Below are 19,299 nucleotides of genomic sequence, written 5' to 3' on the forward strand. Positions count from 1 at the left end.
AATTGTCCGGTTTTACCCTGCCGTGTCTTCCCGGTGAACCCCGGACTTTTTAGTGCCCCCTTGTGACCTGCGCCGTCGCGGCGCATCATATCCGCTCGCTGCGCCCGGAAAATCGTGCGGGGCAGCCTTCCGGGGAGGGAAGGTCGTGCAGCGAAGACAAATGGAGGAGGGGAAGCATATGGCGCGACGGCAGAAGGACGAATTCGGTCCGGGCATTGGTGAGGAGGCTGCGGAAACGCCAAATGTACTCAGCCCCATCGTCGGCATAAGCCGCGAGGACGTACTATCCGCCATTGGCTCGATTGCCGGCGGTGCCGTTCGTCAGCCGTTCACATTCATGCAGCACATCGGCTCCTTTGGCCGCAATCTGGTGGATATCGTTGGCGGGCAGCAAAAATTCGCGCCGCAACCGAAGGACCGCCGCTTCATTGATCCTGCCTGGCAGAAAAGCCCTGTCTATCGGCGTCTGATGCAAGGGTGGCTCGCCTTCCAGACAGAGATGCATGGTTTCATCAAGTCTCTGGAGCTTGATCCGGTCGAGCACGGTCGCGCCATGCTCGTTGCCGACATCATGATCGACGCGGTTGCCCCGACAAATACCTTTGTCGGCAACCCCTCCGCGGTAAAGCTCGCTCTTGATACGGGGGGCACATCGCTGGTGCAGGGCCTTCGTCACGCCCTTGACGATCTGCGCAACAATCACGGCATGCCCTCGCAGGTCGACAAGACGCCCTTCAAGGTCGGGGAGAACCTCGCCACCACCGAAGGCTCCGTCGTCTATCGCAACGAGATGCTGGAACTTATTCAGTATACGCCGAAGACGGGGAAGGTGCATGCGATGCCGCTCCTCTTCGTGCCGCCTCAGATCAACAAATATTATGTGCTCGACCTCACGCCCGAAAAGAGCATGTCGCGCTATCTCGTCGATCAGGGTTTTCAGGTTTTCGTGGTGAGCTGGCGCAATCCGGGGCCGGAATATCGTGATTGGGGTCTCGCGGATTATGTCTCCGCCCTCGTGGATGTGATCGGTGTCGTCACCGGCATCACAGGGTCGGAGAAGGTGAACATTTCCGGCGGTTGCTCTGGCGGCATCACCACGGCGACGCTGCTGAGCTATCTCGCGGCCAAGGGCGACAAGCGCGTCAACTCTGTCACCTTCTGGGTCTGTGTCCTCGACCCGCGTATGGAAGACAGCGACGTCGGCGTCCTTGTGACGAAACGCGGCATCGAGATGGCGCGCAAAAGGTCGGCAAAAAAGGGTGTGCTTGCGGGTTCCGATTTATCGCGCGTCTTTGCCTGGCTCCGCCCGAACGATCTGGTCTGGAACTATGTGGTGAACAATTATCTGCATGGTCAGAAGCCGCCGGCTTTCGACGTGCTCTACTGGAACAACGACTCGACAAACCTCACCGCCGCGCTTCACTCCGACTATCTCTCGCTCTACGAGACGCAGCCTTTCGCCAATCCGGGTAAGGAGCAAATTCTCGACCAGCCGATCGATCTCGGAAAGGTCGATATCGACGCCTTCATCGTCGGCGGTGTGACGGATCACATCACGCCGTGGAAAGCCTGCTACCGCACCACCCAGATGCTGAGCGGCAAGCGTGAGTTCGTTCTGTCGAACAGTGGGCATATCCAGGCGATTCTGAACCCGCCGGGCAATCCGAAGGCAAAATATTTTGTTAACGGCGATCTGCCCGAAACTGCGGATGAATGGGCCGCTGGTGCAAGCGAAGTGCAGGGTTCCTGGTGGGAACGCTGGGGAACATGGCTTGGCGAACGCTCGGGTGAAATGGTCCTTGCACCGAAAAAAACCGGAAACCGGAAGTACAAGCCTTTGGATCCCGCTCCGGGGACCTATGTATTAGGCTAGAACCATCGATATGAGTCGGAACCGCCCCGGAGCCATTGAATGAGTGAAAGAAAACCCCGATACCGCGACATCCGAGTCGGATCGAACGTACTCCGCACCGCGGTTTGGGAAGGCAAGGGACCGGGACGCCCGCTGCTTTTCTTCAACGGTATCGGTGCGAATATCGAGTTGATCGCACCCTTCGCCGAAGCTCTGCATGACCGCGATGTGATCGCCTTCGATGCGCCGGGTGTCGGTGGTTCTCCGTCTGCGTCCTTTCCCTACCGCCCCTGGCAGTTCGCGCGCATGGCCGCCGGTATTCTCGACCGGCTCGGCTATGACGAAGTGGATGTCATGGGCGTCTCCTGGGGCGGCGCGATGGCGCAGCAATTCGCCTTTCAGTTCGGCAAGCGCGTCAACCGGCTGATCCTTGCCGCGACTTCGGCCGGCATGTTCATGGTGCCGGGCAAACCGCGTGCATTGATGAAGCTCGCGCATCCGCGCCGCTACATGGACCCGGCCTACATGCTTCGCCATTTCGAGATGCTCTATGGCGACGAGGGCGACGGTGCGGATGGTCATGCAAAGCGCCTGCGTGCGCCGTCGACCCGTGGCTACTTCTATCAGTTGCTCGCCGGGATGGGCTGGACGAGCCTTCCTTTCCTTCCTTTTATCTCGCAGCCGACGCTGGTGCTCGCGGGCGAGAACGACCAGATCGTTCCTCTCGTGAACGCAAAGCTCCTCGCACAGCTCATTCCCGACGCTCGTCTTGAAACGGTTTCGGGCGGCCATCTCTTTCTCGTATCGCAGATGAACGAGATTTTGCCGTTGATCACCTCTTTCCTCGATGAAGAGCCGCAGCGGCGTCCATTCGCCGCCAGCCCTTTCCGGGGCGAACGCCGGTTCCGGGGCACCGGCCGCCAGGCCCGGCCCGCCGCCTGACGCGCGGAGCCATTTCACGAAACGCGGAATAGGCAAGCGGGTCCTTCGGGGCCCGCTTGCTTATTCTTCGCCCGGCGAGTATTAATGTTATACATTAATACTGGGAGGGAGCTGAGACATGAAAGTCGGAAAACGTGGCGTGGTCATCCTCGCCGCGCTCGTCGTCATTGGCGTTGTCGGTGTCGTGCTGTTTCAGCGCTACTGGTACTTCATCCCCGGCATAGTGCAGGAGCTGCGTGATCCTGTTCAGCCGAACCGCGAGGTGACATGGGAAGAAGGGCCGGCGGAGCCTGCCGTCCCCGCGGACCAGCGTCCGCCGAACATCATCGTGATCCTCGCCGACGATCTGGGCTTCAACGATCTGTCTTTCGGTGGCGGCGGCGTGGCCGGTGGCGCGGTTCCCACACCCAATATCGATTCCATCGCCAATGATGGCGTGGTCTTCGCCAATGGCTATGCCGGCAACGCTACCTGCGCACCGTCCCGCGCCGCCATCATGACGGGCCGCTATGCGACGCGCTTCGGTTTCGAGTTCACGCCCGCGCCGCCCCAGTTCGCGGAGACCATTGCGACCTTTGCGGGCAATGGTGCGGTCTATTTCGCAGACCGCGAAAAGGACGTGCCCCATGTGGACGAGATGAGTGTGCCGGAAAGCGAGATCTATATTCCGAAAATGCTGAAGGGGCAGGGCTACCACACGCTCATGCTCGGCAAATGGCATCTCGGCGGCACGGACACGACGCGCCCTGAAAAGCGCGGCTTCGATGAGGCTCTGGGCTTCATGCCGGGCGCCTCCCTCTTCCTGCCGAAGGACGATCCCAATGTCGTGAACTCGGTGCAGGATTTCGATCCCATCGACAGGTTTCTCTGGGCGAACCTGCCTTTTGCCGTTCAGTTCAATGGTGGCGACCGCTTCGAGCCGTCGGAATACATGACCGACTATTTCAGCAACGAAGCCGTGAAGGCGATCAGGGCAAACCGCAACCGCCCCTTCTTCATGTATCTCTCCTACAATGCGGTGCATACGCCGCTGCAGGCGCTGAAGTCGGACTACGACAAGCTGTCGGAGATCGAGGACCACACACTGCGCACCTACGCGGCGATGATCATGTCGCTGGATCGCGGCGTGGGCCGGGTGCTGGACGAATTGAAGGCGCAAGGTCTCGATGAAAACACCATCGTGATCTTCACAAGCGACAATGGCGGCGCAAACTATGTTGGCCTGCCGGATATCAACGATCCCTATCGCGGCTGGAAGGCGACCTTCTTCGAAGGCGGCATTCACGTTCCCTTCTTCATGAAATGGCCGGGCCGGGTGCCTGCCGGCAAGGTCGTCGACCACCGCGCAGCTCATGTCGATATCTTCGCGACGGCAGCCGCAGCCGTGGGTGCGTCCCTCCCGCAGGATCGCATTTATGATGGCATGGACCTCGTGAAACTTGCGGACTCGACCGGCGGTCTTGGCGAGCGCCCGCTCTTCTTCCGCGATGGTGACTACAAGACGCTCCTCAAGGGCGACTGGAAGCTGCAGGTTTCCGCACGGCCGGAGAAAACCTGGCTCTTCAATCTCGCGGAAGATCCGGCCGAGCAGAAAAACCTCGCGGACGAAAACCCGGCCATGCTCGCCGGGATGATGGCTGCGCTTGAGGAGATAGACGCCACGCAGGCAAAGCCCATCTGGCCCGCACTCGTTGAGGCGCCCATAATGATCGACAGGCCGCTTGGCGGTGCGCCGCGCGGGCCGGAAGATGAATATATCTATTGGGCCAATTAGGCAGCGGATATCGTGAAGGCACACTGGCTTGCGGGTGGTTTTTTGATTGCCGTCGTCGTCCTCGGGACGGCGGCGGCAAACCTGTGGATGCGTGGCGGCAAGGAGGCTGCGCGCCTTGCGGAGATTGAACGCTCAAGCTGTTTGCCCCCGGTAGCAGACACCTCCGCCCCGCATGCGGGAATGGTCTGGGTGCCGGAGGGCACCTTCACCATGGGCGACACTTACTACCCGGAAGAAAAGCCGCTGCGCGAAGTCCGCGTCGAAGGCTTCTGGATGGACCGCACCGAAGTCACCAATGCCGAGTTTGCCGCCTTCGTCGCGGCGACAGGCTATGTCACCGTCGCCGAGCGCGCGGTGGATACTGCCGCCCATCCCGGCCTTCCCGCCTATATGCAAGAGCCCGGTGCCGTTGTTTTCGTCATGCCCAATGACGTCGGTGGCACGGGCGATATTTCGCAATGGTGGCAATACGTGCCCGGCGCAAACTGGCGTCAGCCTGGCGGTCCCGGCACGTCCATCGAAAATCGCCAGCAGTTTCCGGTGACCGCCATCGCCTATGAAGATGCGCAAGCCTATGCGGCCTGGAAGGGCAGGGCGCTTCCCGGCGAGGCGCAATGGGAATGGGCCGCCCGCGCCGCGGACCCGGACGCGCCCGCTACGCGCGATCAGCCGCGAGAGGCAAATACGTGGCAAGGCATCTTCCCGATTATCAATGAAGCGGATGATGGTTTCGTTGGGATTGCTCCGGTCGGCTGCTTCAAGCCCAATGCACTCGGCCTCTACGACATGATCGGCAATCTCTGGGAATGGACGGCCGACAAATATGAAGGTGCGCCGGGCTCGCGCGTCATCAAGGGCGGTTCATGGCTCTGCGCGCCGTCCTATTGCCTGCGCTACAGGCCGGGTGCCCGCCAGCCGCAGGAGGCGGACCTCGCGACCACGCATCTCGGCTTCCGCACCGTTGCCAGCGGCACCGGGCCCTGAGCGTAGAAATTTTGACGGCATTATGAGACTTTCTTTCTCCTGGAGCGTTGTGATGTTCAGGGCTTCCGATGGATTCAGGGTTTCAAATGTCGGTACAGCGCGCTTCCGGTGCGGAAGCGGCAGCAAATATTGAAGACAGGCGCATTTTCAAACCGGCCCGCAATGTCTGGCGCGTCGAGCATGCGCGTCGCGCGCGTATGCTGGTTGATGCCGCCGAATATTTTTCCATTCTCCGGGCAGCCTTGCTTCGCGCCAAGCAATCCGTGCTCATCGTCGGCTGGGATATCGACAGCCGCACCTGCTTTGTCGGGCCGGAGGGAGATGCCGATGATGGCTATCCCGGGCTCTTCGGAGATTTTCTGACAAAACTCGCCAGCGAAAAACCCGGCCTCGAAATCAAGCTCCTGCTCTGGGACTATTCCGTCATCTATGCGAAGGAGCGCGAATTTCTGCCGGCTGTACCCTTGCGCTGGGGCACGCCTCACAACATCGACCTTTGCCTCGACGACCGGGTGCCGCTCGGCGCTTCGCATCACCAGAAGATCGTGGTGATCGATAACAGTCTCGCCTTCAGCGGCGGTCTCGATCTCACGGTGCGACGCTGGGATACGTCCGCGCACGATCCCGCGAACGAACATCGCGTCGATCATAACGGCGACCCCTATCGTCCCTTTCACGATGTTCAGATGATGGTCGACGGAGAGGCGGCGGCGGCGCTGGGCGAGCTTGCGCGCTGGCGCTGGCGCAACGCTGCCTGCGAAGAACTGGAGCCCGCGGCGGGCGAGGCCGATATGTGGGGTGAGGGGATCGAGCCCCATTTCCGCGATGTAAATATTGGTATCGCGCGCACGCTTCCGCCGGGAAACGGTGAAGGCGAAACGCGAGAGATCGAACATCTCTTCGAGGATTCCATCGCCCGCGCCGAGCGCTGGATTTATATCGAGAACCAGTTCCTGACCTGCCTTGGGGTTGCCAATGCGCTTGCCGCCCGCCTGAAAGAAAAGCCGGAACTCGAAGTTCTGCTCGTCGCCCCCAAGACCCACGAGTCCTGGCTTGAGCAGCAGACCATGCTCGCCGGGCGCATCCGCTTCATGAATGCCCTCCGCGATGCGGGCGTCGCCGACCGGGTCCGCCTCCTTTATCCCTCGGTGGGAGAGGGCAAGAACGAGATCGACGTCATGGTCCACTCCAAGGTGATGATCGTGGACGACCGGCTTTTGCGCGTTGGCTCGGCCAATATCTGCAACCGTTCGATGGGAACGGATACAGAGTGCGATCTCGCCATAGAGTCGGAAACGGATGAGGAGCGTGAGGGCGTCGTCCGCGCGCTTTCCCGTCTGCTCGGCGAGCATTGCGGCGGCGAACCTGAAAGCCTGTTTGCCTCGCTTCGCGAAAGCAGGTCGCTTTTTTCCGCTATGGAGCATTGCCGAAAGCAGAAGGGCAGGCGCCTGCGCCAGATCGAGGACGGCACCAAGCCCGCCTCGGAGGGCTTTGGCGCTATCGAGTCGATTGCCGATCCCGGCCGTCCGATCGGTGCGGACGAACATCTGGCGGACATTGTGGACTATCCGGGCGAAACCGGGCACAGCCGTCTCTCGGCCATGGCAAAGGGGATCGCGCTGGTGGCCTTCATCGCGGCACTTGGGCTCCTCTGGCGCTATACGCCGCTATCGGAATATGCCGACCCCGCGACCCTGCGCGAAACTCTCGGCGGCATATCGGACAATCCCTTCGCGGCCCTCATCATCATCGCGGCCTATGTCGTCACCGGCTTCTTCGCCTTTCCGGTCACGGTTCTGATCATCGTCACGGCGGGCACCTTCGGTCTTTGGCCGGGGCTTCTCTATGCGGCGCTCGGTTCCATGTCGAGTGCGCTTGCAACCTATGGAACAGGCCGTGGTCTCGGCGCGCGCTTCCTTCGCAATACTGTGGGCCCGCGCGTCAATCGCATCAGCCGGGGTATCGGCGAGCGCGGCATTCTCGCCATCGCAACTATCCGCCTCGTACCGGTTGCCCCCTTCATGCTAGTGAACCTCGTTGCAGGCGCCTTTCGTATTCCCTTCTGGCAATACACGCTGGGAACATTTCTCGGCCTCGCCCCCGGCATCCTGGTTCTCTCCGTTCTGGGCGATCGCGTCTTTGCCCTGCTCGACAATCCTTCCTTCGCCGACCTCGCCACGGTGCTTGGCGCACTGGCGCTCTGGATCGGCCTTGCCTTCGGCCTCCAGAAGCTCGCCAACCGTTGGAGAAAACGCGGTTGATGCGGCAAGGCCTGCGCGTTCTGAGCTGGAACATTCACGGCGGCGTCGGGCCCGACCGGCGTTACGATCTCGCGCGCATCGTCGATCTTGTTGCCGCTCACGATGCCGATGTGATTGCTCTTCAGGAAATCGATTCACGGGGCCGGAGCGGCAGCGCCGCGCCGCTTCTCATGCTGACAGAGGCGCTGGGTGAACATGCCGCCGAGGCCCGCACGATCTCGGCGCCGGATGGTCACTACGGACATGCGGTCATCAGCCGTTTTCCGCTCCTGTCCCCTTGTGTACACGATCTTTCCTTCCGCTCGCGTGAGCCGCGTTGCGCCATTTCGGCGGAAGTCGACGCGCCCCAGGGCCGCTTTCGCCTTGTCACGACGCATCTCGGCCTCAGCATCTGGGAGCGGCGTGTGCAGTCGGCCCGGCTCGCCGCGCTCGCGCGGGTGGGCGAGAGCCCCTGCATCATGATGGGCGATTTCAATGACTGGTTTTCTTTCGGCTGGGTGCGCCGCCGCTTGAAGCGCGAGCTTCCCGCCCGCACCATGGAACGGACCTTTCCTGCCTTCCGGCCTTTCCTCCGCCTTGACCGCATCTATTGCGGTGCGCCCGCACGCCTGCTGCGCAGCTGGACCGATGCCAAGGCGCGCGAAATCTCCGATCACTTGCCCATCATTGCGGACATCGCTTTCGATTAGCGCCGCTGTGCGCCGTCCAGTGTCATGATGTCGGCATAGAGCTCGGGCCGCCGGTCGCGAAAGACGCCCCATGCAACGCGTTGCCGCCTGTTCTGCTCGATGTCGAATGTCGCCGTGAGCACTTCTTCCTCGTACTCGCTGGCCTCGGCGGTTTTCGCGCCCGTCGCATCGGTGATGAAGGACGAGCCATAGAAGGTGATGTTGCAGCTTTTCCCTTCCTCGCGTCCGATCCGGTTTGACGCCACGACGGGAATAAGGTTCGCCGCCGAGTGTCCCTGCATGGTTCGCTGCCAGTGATCGCGCGAATGGATCGTCTCGTCATGAGGCTCCGAGCCTATGGCGGTGGGGTAGAGAACGACATCCGCGCCTTTGAGCGCAAGAATGCGCGCTGTCTCGGGAAACCACTGATCCCAGCAGATGGCAGCGCCCACGCGACCGCGCCTCGTCTCCCAGACATGAAAGCCCGTGTCGCCCGGACTGAAGTAATATTTCTCCCGATAACCCGGTCCGTCGGGAATATGCGACTTTCGGTAGACACCGATGATCTCGCCGCTGTCGATCATGACGAGAGAATTATACTGGGCGTTGTTCGCCCGCTCGAAGATCGAGATCGGCAGCACAGCTTCGTATTTCGCGGAGAGCGCACGGAAATGCTGCACCGCGGGATTCTCGTTCACCGGAGCGGCCAGGTGCATGAGATCCGGCTCCGTGTCCTTGCAGAAGTAAGGTGTCTCGAAGAGCTCTTGCAGCAGGATCACGCCCGCGCCTTTTTCAGCCGCAGCCTCGACGAGCTTTTCCGCTCGCGCAATGTTTTCGTCGCGGTCCCACCCGCAGGCCATCTGAGTTGCGGCGACGGTCATCTGGGTCATGTCACATACTCTTCATTGATCTGCGAAGGAGAGGCATCCGCAGTGCGCGCTGTAGCGGCATTCATGTCAGTCATACTGTCCCAAAACCCTCCGTCGGTGAAGCTGGACACCATTTCGTCCGTATTGCTTCAATTTGCCGCCGTAATGGGTTCTTGCGTTGAGAGTTTTACAGGAGTTTCATGTTGTTGCTGATGAAAACTGCGTTCAGGTAACGACAGGAGGGCACCTCGTGCTGCGTCATTTCGTTCAAATCCTCGATTTTTCAAGCGATGAACTCCAGAAGATTATGCAGCTGACGGCGCTGCTGAAGCGCGCCGACAAGCAAGGTGCCTGTCCGCGGCTTCTTCAGGGTGCGTCCCTCGGCATGATCTTCGAAGAGCCCTCGACGCGAACGCGTGTTTCGTTCGAGGTCGCCATGACGAAGCTCGGCGGCCATGCTCTCTATCTCCGTCCGGGCGAAATTCACCTCGGCGTCCGCGAGTCGATGAAGGACACTGCCCGTGTCGTATCCCGTATGGTGGATGTTATTGAGGCGCGCACCCTGAAGCATCAGACAGTTCTCGACCTCGCAAAATACTCGACCGTCCCGGTCATCAACGGGCTCACCGACTTCAATCATCCCACGCAGGTTCTCTGCGACGTTTTCACGATGGTTGAGCACTCTCCGGCGGACAAGAAGCTTCAGGACATTCACCTCACTTTCGTGGGCGACGCCACCAATGTCTGTGTGTCGCTCATGTTCATTTGCGCCCGCCTTGGCATTTCTTTCACGCAAGCCGCCCCCAAAAAATACCAGGTCACCGCGGAACACCGCGCGATGGTGGCAGAAGCCTGCGCAGAGTCGGGGGCGAAGCTCACCTTCACCGATGATCCCGCCGCCGCCGTCTCCAACGCCGACTTCATCTATACCGACCTTTGGTGGTGGGTCGGTCAGGAAGACGAAATCCCGGAACGGCGTACCGCCTTCATGCCGAAGTATCAGGTGAACGCGGATCTCCTTTCGAAGGCGCCGTCCACCGCACACTTCATGCATTGCCTGCCGGCCTCGCGCGGCGTTGAGGCGACGGACGAGGTCATGGATGGCCCTCAATCGATCATCTACGACCAGTCCGAGAACAGGCTGCACACTGAAAAAGCTCTGCTTGTATGGTTTGTGTACCCGCGTTTGAAACATCCATCCGACGCGCTCGTGGCGCATCATCGCGGTCTCGTCGAAGCTTTCCTCGGCTAGGCCGCCTGTTCAAAGTATCCAATCCATCTGAACCACCCTCGCAAGGAGGACAAGAAAATGGCTGATACGACCGCCGGCGCGCCCGGACAGCGTGGCTACAAGAAGGTGCTGAAGGGGCTGGATCTCACTCTCTTCACAGTCTGCGCCATCCTCGTTATCGACCAGCTCGCGGCATCGGCGGCCATCGGCCCGCAATCGGTCTTCTGGTGGATTTTCACCATGGTGCTGTTCTTTATCCCCTATGGCCTCATCACGGCCGAACTCGGCAGCGCCTATCCCGATCAGGGCGGCATCTATGCCTGGGTTCGCCGTGCCTTCGGGCCGCGTTGGGGCGGTCGCACCGCCTGGCTCTGGTGGATCAATGTCGCGCTCTGGCAGCCTTCGGTCTTCATTCTTTTCGCCGGCATCTTTGCCGCGTTGTTCATGCCCGATCTCCCTCTGTGGTCGCAGATCGTTATCGCCATCGCGCTCACCTGGCTCACGGTCTGGATCAACATCGTCCAGCTCGATATCGGCAAATGGGTGCCGAACCTCGGCGCGATCTTCAAGGTCGCGATCATGCTCGCCATTGGCATCGGCGGCTTTGTCTATGCCGCCAATCACGGTGTCGCAAACGAGCTGACGATCTCCAGCATGACGCCGAGCTGGGGCGCCTCGCTCGCCTTCCTGCCGGTCATTGTCTACAACTTCATGGGCTTCGAACTCATGTCCGGCGCGAGCGCGGAAATGAAAAACCCCGCCCGCGATGTTCCGCTGACGATTGCCTTGTCGGGCATTCTGATCGCCGCCTTCTATCTCTTCGCCACCATAGGCATCCTGATCGCCCTGCCGCTCGATGAAATCAATCTGGTGAGCGGCATCATCGATACGCTGCGCGTCTTCCTCGGCGAGGGCGGGGCCGGTGGCGCTCTCGTCATCGCGCTGGGCCTGATGGCGCTTTATTCCTTTGTCGCCAACATGGTCACCTGGACGATGGGTGCGAACCGGTCTGCGGCGGAGGCGGCGCTCGATGGCAACCTGCCGCCCATGTTTGCGCGGCTCCATGCCGTCCACAAGACACCCGCCAGCGCCGCCATCGTCACAGGCATCGTCACCACCGTGGTCATCGTGATCTACGGCTTTCTGGCGGCGGATGCGGAAGACCTCTTCTGGACGCTCTTTGCCTTCTCCTCGATCGTCTTCCTGCTTCCCTACCTCGTCATGTTTGCGGCCTTCCTCCGGCTTCGCAGCATCGACCCCGCCACGCCGCGGCCTTATCGCGTACCTGGCGGAAATGGCGGCGCCTGGGTGTTTGCGATCCTCTGCATGCTCTTCATCCTGCAGGCGATTGTCTTCTTCATCTACACGCCGGGTGAATTCGATCTCAACTATGCCGGTTCCGTACTCATCGGTGTTCTTGTGACAATCGTGATCGGCGAAGGGCTTGTTCGTTGGGCCGAGCGAAAATTCGCAGGCTGAATGCGATCGGCAGGGTGGGGGCGGTGCGCTTCGTGCTGCCGCCCCTCTCTGTCTCTCTTTCGGAGTAATGGCGAATGGTACGAAAACTGGAGACGTCGCCCCGTGCGGATGGTTTCCGCATGCCTGGCGAGTTCGAACCGCATACAGGCGCATGGATGCTCTGGCCGGAGCGCCCGGATAACTGGCGTCTCGGTGCAAAGCCTGCGCAACATGCCTTCGCGGCTGTCGCCGCCGCCATCGCGGAGGGCGAGCCGGTAACGGTCGGCGTTTCGCCGCGCCAATTCGCCAATGCCCGCGCGATGCTCGCCCCGCACATTCGTGTCGTTGAAATCTCGAACGACGATTCATGGATGCGCGATTGCGGTCCCACGTTCGTCGTGGACGGCAAGGGCGAGGTCCGCGTGGTGGACTGGATATTCAATGCCTGGGGCGGTCTCGATGGCGGTCTCTATTTTCCCTGGGACCAGGACGACCTCGTAGCGGCCAAGGTCGCCGAGATAGAACGCGTGGACCGCTACCGTGCGCCTATCGTCCTTGAAGGCGGCTCCATCCATGTCGATGGCGAAGGCACGCTGATGGTGACGGAGGAATGCCTCCTCAACAGGAACCGGAACCCGAATCTCACACGCGAGCAGATCGAAGAGGTGCTTGCAAGCTACCTCAATATCGAAAAGGTCATATGGCTTGGCCGAGGCGTCTATGAAGACGAAACCAGCGGCCATGTTGACAATATCTGCTGCTTCATCCGGCCGGGCGTCGTTTCGCTCACATGGACGGACGACAAGACCGACCCTCAGTATGAAATTTCAAAGGACGCTTTCGATCGTCTTTCAGCCGCGACGGATGCGAAGGGCCGCAAGCTCGAAATCCATCGCATTCACCAGCCGGATCCGATCCTGATTACCGTAGAGGAAAGTGGCGGCGTTGATGTCGTGGAGGGAACGCTGCCCCGAGAGGAGGGCATGCGTCTCGCCGCTTCCTATATCAACTTCTATATTGCGAATGGTGTAATCGTGATGCCGGCCTTCAATGACCCGCATGACGAGCCTGCGCAAAAACAGCTCGCTGCCCTGTTTCCTGATCGCAAGGTGATCGCTGTCCCCGCGCGCGAAATCCTGCTTGGCGGCGGTAACATCCATTGCATCACGCAGCAGCAGCCCGCACCGCAAAAGGCTGGCTAGATCATGCGCCTCCTTGTCGCCATTGGCGGAAACGCGCTCCTGAAGCGCGGGGATACGCTGGGTATCGGCGAACAGCGCCGCAACATGGGCGAGGCTGCCTCCGCGATTGCCGGTCTCGCCCGGGAACATGAGCTGGTGCTGGTGCATGGCAACGGCCCGCAGGTCGGCCTTCTCGCGCTCGAAGCCGATGCCTACAAGGGCGCGCCGCCATATCCGCTCGATGTTCTCGGCGCGGAGTCGCAGGGCATGATCGGCTATGTGATCGAGCAGGCCATGCGCAAGGCCTTGCCGGAGCGCGAGGTCGTGACCGTGCTGACGCAGACCCTTGTCGATCCGGATGACCCCGCTTTCGCAAATCCGGTGAAGCCCATCGGCCCCGTCTATGACGAACAGACGGCGAGGGCGCTCGCCGCCGAGCGCGGCTGGTCAGTCGCGCCGGATGGTCCGGGCGGCAAGACCTGGCGCCGTGTCGTCGCCTCGCCGGCGCCGCGCCGTATCGTGGAGCTTGGCGCCATCCGTCATCTCGTCGAAAGCGGTTGCCTCGTCATCTGTGCGGGCGGCGGCGGCATTCCCGTCCTGCCGGGCGAGGGCGGCGCGGTAGAAGGCGTCGAAGCCGTCATCGACAAGGATCTTGCAGCTTGCCTTCTCGCGACGGATCTCGATGCGGACGGCCTGCTGATCCTCACCGATGTGGACGGTGTCTATGAAGGCTGGGATACGCCAGCGCAGACGCGCATTGAGGCGATCTCCGCCCGCTCGCTCGACCCCGCTTCCTTTGCGTCGGGCTCGATGGCGCCCAAGATCGAAGCCGTGCGCCATTTTGCGCTCGCCAGTGGCCGCCCCGCTTTCATCGGCGCATTGGGGCAGGCGGCAGACATCCTTTCGGGCCGTTCCGGCACGCGTATCGACCCTTGAAACTCTGCCGTTCTGCCCCCTGCCGCAATGCCCCACCGCCTGCTAAGCTGCCGCGAAAGAGGAGCCGGTGCGGTCGGGCAGGATAATGAGTACAACGGCTACAAGTGATGCCCCGGCTTCGGATGACGGCCTGCTTCGCAACACGTTTCATGTCGTTCCGCCGCCGCCGCCCCGGAAGAAACCCTGGAGCGAGCTTGCCATCGCCATTGGTCTCGCGCTCCTCATCAATCTCATCGCGGTCCTGTCTCTCATCTTCAAGCCGCCGGTCTCGACGCCGCCGGCCGAACCGCCATCCATCTCCGTGGATCTCGTGCCCGAGCCGGAGCCCCAGCCCCAGCCCGAGCCCGAGCCCCAACCGGAACCGGAACCGGAACCAGAACCAGAGCCGCAGCCTTCCGAAGAAGAATCCTCGGGCTTCTTCACGCGCTCTGGTGTCGGCAATGAAGCGCAAGACGCCGGAAGCGGCGGCGAGAAGAACGAGGATATGAACCTTCGCCCGGACCCCGTCCCCGAGGACAAGACCTCTCGCCAGCGCGAAAACACGACGCCGGACGAAAACCTCCCCGGATGGGCGATGGATGTAGGCGAAGGCTATGGCATTCCCAGAGGCGACCCCAGGGCCTCCGGCCGCGACCGCACGGCAACCTCGGGATCGGGCGGCGATGCCTACATGAATTCGGCGCGCAATTGCATTGCGGATAAATTCATCTTCCCGCGTGAAGCGGCGGGCCAGAGCGGCGTAGCCGTCCTCAGTATCGACGTTCATCGCTCCGGCCGGGTGCTGCGCGTCGGCTTTATCAAGTCGGCGGGTGTTCCCGCGCTGGACCGGGCAGCCGTCGAAGTCATTGCCAGATGCGCGCCTTTTCCGCCGTTTCCCTCTGGCGCTCCCCAGGAGGTCGAACCCTTCGCGCTCACCCTCCCCATGCCAATTCCCTCCCGGTAACGTCCTGAAATATGCCATTCTCACCCACCCACCCTTATGGGTGGGGTGGGGATGGCGTAACCGTTTCAGCATCCGCAGGCTCTGGAAAGCCGGGGAAACGCGATCTGGGAGGAAAGCGTGCTGAAAAGGATAAGTAGCTGGATTCGTGGAGGAATTTCCTCGACGGCAGCCAGCGGGGGAGGACGGATCGTGCCGAAAACGGCCCATCACTGGTATTTCAACAAGCGCCCGAAAGATGTCATCGAGGACGACACACTCGTCCTGCGCGAGGACCCCATCCCCGAATTGAAGGATGGCGAAATCCTCATTCGATCCCTCTATATGTCGCTCGACGCCACCAACCGCGTCTGGCTCAGCGACTGGGACACCTATATGGACCCGCTGCCCATTGGCGCGCGGATGCTCGGTTTCATCCTCGGTGAGGTGGCGGAATCGAAGAACCCGGCTTTCCCGCAAGGCTCTCTCGTCACCGGTCTCGGCACCTGGTCGGACTGGATCGTGACGGACGGCGAGGGCTGGGGTGCCTTCCCTCGCCCGGAAGGCGTTTCCCTTGCGGATGCTTTCGGCATTCTCGCGGTCGCGGGCCCCACGGCCTATGTCGGCCTTCACGAGATTGGCAAACCCAGGCCGGGCGACACGGTCGTCGTGACGGCCGCAGCGGGTGCCGTCGGCGCATTGGCAGGCCAGATCGCGAAGCTGCATGGTTGCCGCGTCGTCGGCGTCGCCGGATCGGATGACAAGTGCAAATGGCTGACGGACGAGCTTGGCTTCGATGCCGCCACCAACTACCGCAAGGAAGACTTGCTCGAAGCCTTGAAGCGCGAAGCCCCGAACGGCATTGACGTGCAGTTCGAGAATGTCGGTGGCGACCAGCTCGATGCGGCCCTCACCTTGATGAACGATGGCGGGCGCGTCGTCATCTGCGGCCTCATCTCCACCTATAATTCGTCGGGCCCGGTGCCGGGGCCCTACATGTTCCGCAATGTCATCATGAAGCGCCTCACCATTCAGGGCTTCGTGATCCTCGATTACGCGGAGCATTACCCGGAATATCACGCGAAACTGATCGAGTGGATGCGTTCGGGCGATCTCAAATATCGCATCCATGTCGAGGAAGGCATCGAGAACGCGGTCGCCGCGCTGCGTCTGCTCTATACGGGCGGCAATAACGGCAAGCTGATGGTTCGCATCGGAGGGGAGAGCCGATAACGGATCGTCGGGCATAACGAGAAAATAAAAGTCCCGTGTGAACGCGGGCCAGCGGTGTGCAGGGGGTGCGCCGCCGTCCCTGGAGGAGGGCGTGCTAATGGGAGCGTTGGAACCGAAAACATCGGAAGCGGGTAAGGGTGGTCATTCGCCACGGCGCTCTTTCATGCGGGCGGACAGCTCGGCGCCCGCGTCGAACAATCTTGTTCTTCGCAAATATCAGCTCGACAGGCTCAAGAACCATACCGGCGTTCGCCTTCTCGTCGTTCAGGCGCCTGCGGGCTTTGGCAAGACGACGCTTCTGCGCCAATATTGCGCATGGCGCGAGGAGCAGGGCACAATCGTCGCCTGGCTTCACCTCGAAGCGCATTATTCCGATCCGTCGCGTTTTCTCCGGCTTCTCTGCGAGGCCGTGGCCGCCGCGTGCCCGGATTGCAATATCTCTCTGCCGGAGAGTTCATCCGCCTCCATTCAGGATTTTTCTCGCTGTGTGCAGGCGGTGGAGGGCGAGCTTGTCATCGTCATCGACAATTTCGAGCAGGCCGCTCATACGGGCATGGAAGCCGTCATTGCGCAACTGGTTCGCATCGTCCCCAAAGGGGCACAGCTCTGCATCGGTACGCGCGTTATCCCGTCGATCAATCTGCCGCGCCTCCAGCTTCGCGAACAGGCAGTGGTGGTGAATGTCGAGGGCTTGCGTTTCCGCGCAAACGAAACGGCGGAATTCTTTCGCGAGTTTCGCGATATCTCGGACGAGGAGGTCGACCGCTATCAGTCGGCGACGGATGGCTGGCCCGCCGCGCTCCAGTGCATCCGCCTCTCCATGCGTGGCCGCACGGGCCGCGCGCGGGCCCTGCCCACATCCGGCGTCACGCCCGACCTGATCGACTTCCTCGCCACAGATGTCTTTGAAAACCTCACCGCCGATTTCCAGCGTGTGCTTCTCGAAGCCTGCATGCCGGAGCGCATCTGCCCGGAGCTTCTCGAACATATTGCCGGGCGGGAGGATGGAGAGGCCTGTCTGAACGAGATCGAGCATCTCGGCCTCTTTTTGACGCCAGTCGATATGGATCGCCGCTGGTTCCGTTTTCACACCGTCTTCCGGCAGGTCTTGCTCACGCGCCTGCGCCGCGAGATGTCGGAGGCGGAAGTCCTTGCCCATCACCACAAGATCGCGGGCTGGTACGAGGCGCATGGCTTCTGCGAGGAAGCAATCGCGCATTATCTGGATGCGGGTCATGAGCAGGAAGCAGCGTCGCTTCTCAACTCCGGGATCGACCGGCTCATCGCCGAGGAACGGCTCGATCTCATCGTGCGGTTTACCGACCGGCTTCAGCCCGAGACGATCCAGAAATACGAGGATATCCTGAACGCCGCGATTATCGCCTATGGCTTCCGCCGCGAATTCGCAAAGGCAAACAGGATCATCGCGCTTCGCCGTGCCGCCCTGGAGCGTGAGAACGCCCCGAAAAAGGCCTGGGGCGTCCACAACTACACCCGTATTTTCACCAACGCCGCGCAGGACCGTGTGCTTGAGATCGGCGCGACCGGCGACAAGGTAATCGAACTGCTCGAAGGCAGCGAGGGTCTGGAATTTGCGGTTGCCCTCAACGCGCGCGCCTATTGGCAATATCTGAACAGCCAGTTCGAGGAAGCGCGCGAGACGATTGCCCGCGCCCGTGCCCTCCATGACGAGGCGCATAATCTTTTCGGTCTGTCCTATTGCGAATGGATCAACGCCAATGTCCTCGCTGCACAGGGGCACAATGAAGATGCCTTTCGGGCGCTGAAGCAGGCCTATGTCCACAATGAGGAATGCGCGACCGCAAGTGTCACCGCTGGCTCCGTCATTGCCGCCTGCCTCGCCGAAACGCTTTATGAGAAGAACTGCATTGCCGAAGCCGAGACGCTGCTGAACGATCACTTCCTGCTTATCGAGCAGCAGGCAATCGTTGAACCGCTTGCACTCGCCTTCCTCACGATGGCCCGTGTCGCCATGTTGCGCGGTGAGGAGCGCGATGCGGAAGAAGTCCTCGACCGGATGATGTATCTCGGTCATCGCTACAATCTTCGCCGTCTCGTGCTCTACGCCAAGGCGGAGCTTGTGCGTCAGGCAACGCTCGCGGGCGATCTCGACAAGGCACGCTCGCGCCTGGCCGGGCTTGGCACCTCGGAGGTCGAAGGCGAGGAAGACCTTGTCTTCCATGCGGGCGAAACCGAAGCGCAGACCGTCACCGAGGCGCGCCTGCTTATCCTTTCCGGGCGTCATGCCGATGCGCGTGCGCTGCTCCAGCCCGCGGCCCGCAAGGCGCGTGCGCAGCGCCGCATACGCCGCTTCGTGAAGCTCAATCTCCTGCTGGCGATTTCGCTCAATGTCGAAGGCCAGGTGAACTCGGCGCGCCGTGCATTGATAGAGGCGCTTCAGGCCGGTGCCCCGGACCAGTTCATCCGTCTTGTTCTCGACGAAGGCCCGCAAGCCGTCCGTCTCCTTCAGGAGGCGCGGCAGGCATTGCCGAAATTCCCGGACCTGCCGCAGAAGGATCGCGTCTCCGCCTATCTCGACCGCCTTCTCTCCGAGGCCGGAGAGTTCGCACCCGTGCTCATGACGCAGGACGAATACGAAGACGATGATCATGACGAGCCGTCCGTTCCCCTGCTTGAGGAACTGACCGAGCGCGAACGCGAAATTCTGCGTCTCGTCTCCAACGGCTTCTCGAACAAGGCGCTTGCCGACCGCCTCTCCCTTTCCACCAATACGGTGAAGTGGCACCTGCGGAACATCTTCGAGAAATTGCAGATCAGCAACCGCATGCAGGCGGTTTCCGTCGCTCGTCATTTCGGTCTGATCGATTAGGGCGTTTTCAGCAAAATTGGCTACCGGTTTTGCGGTTCGAAAACGCGGCCTCACAAAAACTTGCGAGCCGACCGCCGCTTTCCTGAAAGGGTGATCGGCTCCAGCCAAACTCCATCCTTTCGGGTGGGGCGAGGGGGGTG

14 protein-coding genes are annotated in these 19,299 nt (G+C 61.3%); 13 read left to right on the forward strand and 1 reads right to left on the reverse strand.

Annotation, left to right across the window (positions count from 1 at the left end; genetic code table 11):
• Positions 1-178 precede the first annotated feature (178 nt).
• From ABJO61_RS02305 to ABJO61_RS02330, 6 genes are all read left to right on the forward strand, one after another.
• Positions 179-1,873: an alpha/beta fold hydrolase gene (locus ABJO61_RS02305; protein ID WP_348324595.1), complete on the forward strand. Its 1,695-nt coding sequence runs from the start codon at positions 179-181 to the stop codon at positions 1,871-1,873.
• A gap of 39 nt (positions 1,874-1,912) precedes the next feature.
• Positions 1,913-2,794 (forward strand): poly(3-hydroxyalkanoate) depolymerase, encoded by an 882-nt coding sequence (phaZ, locus tag ABJO61_RS02310; protein WP_348324597.1) that lies wholly within the window; start codon positions 1,913-1,915, stop codon positions 2,792-2,794.
• Between the two features lie 118 nt (positions 2,795-2,912).
• Positions 2,913-4,568 (forward strand): sulfatase-like hydrolase/transferase, encoded by a 1,656-nt coding sequence (locus tag ABJO61_RS02315; RefSeq protein WP_348324599.1) that lies wholly within the window; start codon positions 2,913-2,915, stop codon positions 4,566-4,568.
• A gap of 12 nt (positions 4,569-4,580) precedes the next feature.
• Complete coding sequence (locus tag ABJO61_RS02320; RefSeq protein ID WP_348324602.1) at positions 4,581-5,552, forward strand: formylglycine-generating enzyme family protein; 972 nt, start codon at positions 4,581-4,583, stop codon at positions 5,550-5,552.
• An 86-nt stretch (positions 5,553-5,638) separates the two neighbouring features.
• Complete coding sequence (locus ABJO61_RS02325; RefSeq protein WP_348324604.1) at positions 5,639-7,813, forward strand: VTT domain-containing protein; 2,175 nt, start codon at positions 5,639-5,641, stop codon at positions 7,811-7,813.
• Positions 7,813-8,502: an endonuclease/exonuclease/phosphatase family protein gene (locus ABJO61_RS02330; RefSeq protein WP_348324606.1), complete on the forward strand. Its 690-nt coding sequence runs from the start codon at positions 7,813-7,815 to the stop codon at positions 8,500-8,502. Before ABJO61_RS02325 ends, ABJO61_RS02330 begins: the two co-directional genes overlap by 1 nt.
• On the opposite strand, the gene aguB is transcribed toward ABJO61_RS02330, so the two are convergent.
• Positions 8,499-9,371 (reverse strand): N-carbamoylputrescine amidase, encoded by an 873-nt coding sequence (aguB, locus tag ABJO61_RS02335; protein WP_348324608.1) that lies wholly within the window; start codon positions 9,369-9,371, stop codon positions 8,499-8,501. The genes ABJO61_RS02330 and aguB overlap by 4 nt on opposite strands.
• Before the next feature lie 229 nt (positions 9,372-9,600).
• On the opposite strand from aguB, the gene ptcA reads away from it, so the two are divergent.
• The 7 genes from ptcA (at position 9,601) to ABJO61_RS02370 (ending at position 19,159) form a co-directional block, all read left to right on the forward strand.
• Positions 9,601-10,602 (forward strand): putrescine carbamoyltransferase, encoded by a 1,002-nt coding sequence (ptcA, locus tag ABJO61_RS02340; RefSeq protein ID WP_348324610.1) that lies wholly within the window; start codon positions 9,601-9,603, stop codon positions 10,600-10,602.
• Positions 10,603-10,659: 57 nt separating this feature from the next.
• Positions 10,660-12,060, forward strand: a complete 1,401-nt coding sequence (locus ABJO61_RS02345) for an APC family permease (protein WP_348324612.1) — start codon at positions 10,660-10,662, stop codon at positions 12,058-12,060.
• Between the two features lie 74 nt (positions 12,061-12,134).
• Positions 12,135-13,241: an agmatine deiminase gene (aguA, locus tag ABJO61_RS02350; protein WP_348324614.1), complete on the forward strand. Its 1,107-nt coding sequence runs from the start codon at positions 12,135-12,137 to the stop codon at positions 13,239-13,241.
• Positions 13,242-13,244: 3 nt separating this feature from the next.
• On the forward strand, positions 13,245-14,156 hold the full coding sequence (gene arcC / locus ABJO61_RS02355; RefSeq protein WP_348324616.1) for a carbamate kinase: 912 nt from the start codon (positions 13,245-13,247) through the stop codon (positions 14,154-14,156).
• Positions 14,157-14,241: 85 nt separating this feature from the next.
• The gene (locus tag ABJO61_RS02360) at positions 14,242-15,099 is read left to right on the forward strand and encodes a TonB family protein (RefSeq protein ID WP_348324618.1); all 858 of its coding nucleotides are present in this window, start codon (positions 14,242-14,244) and stop codon (positions 15,097-15,099) included.
• Positions 15,100-15,288: 189 nt separating this feature from the next.
• Positions 15,289-16,308 (forward strand): NADP-dependent oxidoreductase, encoded by a 1,020-nt coding sequence (locus ABJO61_RS02365; protein ID WP_348324620.1) that lies wholly within the window; start codon positions 15,289-15,291, stop codon positions 16,306-16,308.
• Between the two features lie 97 nt (positions 16,309-16,405).
• A complete protein-coding gene (locus ABJO61_RS02370) occupies positions 16,406-19,159 on the forward strand; it encodes a LuxR C-terminal-related transcriptional regulator (protein WP_348324622.1) in 2,754 nt (917 codons plus the stop codon).
• The last annotated feature ends 140 nt before the right edge of the window (positions 19,160-19,299 follow it).

This window comes from Parvibaculum sp., from assembly GCF_039973015.1.
Taxonomy (GTDB): Bacteria; Pseudomonadota; Alphaproteobacteria; order Parvibaculales; family Parvibaculaceae; genus Parvibaculum.

What these genes read in the sequence shown, in the direction of transcription:
- arcC (WP_348324616.1), top strand. Translation starts at nt 13,245, where the DNA reads ATGCGCCTCCTTGTCGCCATTGGCGGAAACGCGCTCCTGAAGCGCGGG.
- ABJO61_RS02345 (WP_348324612.1), top strand. Translation starts at nt 10,660, where the DNA reads ATGGCTGATACGACCGCCGGCGCGCCCGGACAGCGTGGCTACAAGAAG.
- aguB (WP_348324608.1), bottom strand. Translation starts at nt 9,371, where the DNA reads ATGACCCAGATGACCGTCGCCGCAACTCAGATGGCCTGCGGGTGGGAC.
- ABJO61_RS02325 (WP_348324604.1), top strand. Translation starts at nt 5,639, where the DNA reads ATGTCGGTACAGCGCGCTTCCGGTGCGGAAGCGGCAGCAAATATTGAA.
- phaZ (WP_348324597.1), top strand. Translation starts at nt 1,913, where the DNA reads ATGAGTGAAAGAAAACCCCGATACCGCGACATCCGAGTCGGATCGAAC.
- ABJO61_RS02315 (WP_348324599.1), top strand. Translation starts at nt 2,913, where the DNA reads ATGAAAGTCGGAAAACGTGGCGTGGTCATCCTCGCCGCGCTCGTCGTC.
- ABJO61_RS02330 (WP_348324606.1), top strand. Translation starts at nt 7,813, where the DNA reads ATGCGGCAAGGCCTGCGCGTTCTGAGCTGGAACATTCACGGCGGCGTC.
- ABJO61_RS02305 (WP_348324595.1), top strand. Translation starts at nt 179, where the DNA reads ATGGCGCGACGGCAGAAGGACGAATTCGGTCCGGGCATTGGTGAGGAG.
- ABJO61_RS02370 (WP_348324622.1), top strand. Translation starts at nt 16,406, where the DNA reads ATGGGAGCGTTGGAACCGAAAACATCGGAAGCGGGTAAGGGTGGTCAT.
- aguA (WP_348324614.1), top strand. Translation starts at nt 12,135, where the DNA reads ATGGTACGAAAACTGGAGACGTCGCCCCGTGCGGATGGTTTCCGCATG.
- ABJO61_RS02360 (WP_348324618.1), top strand. Translation starts at nt 14,242, where the DNA reads ATGAGTACAACGGCTACAAGTGATGCCCCGGCTTCGGATGACGGCCTG.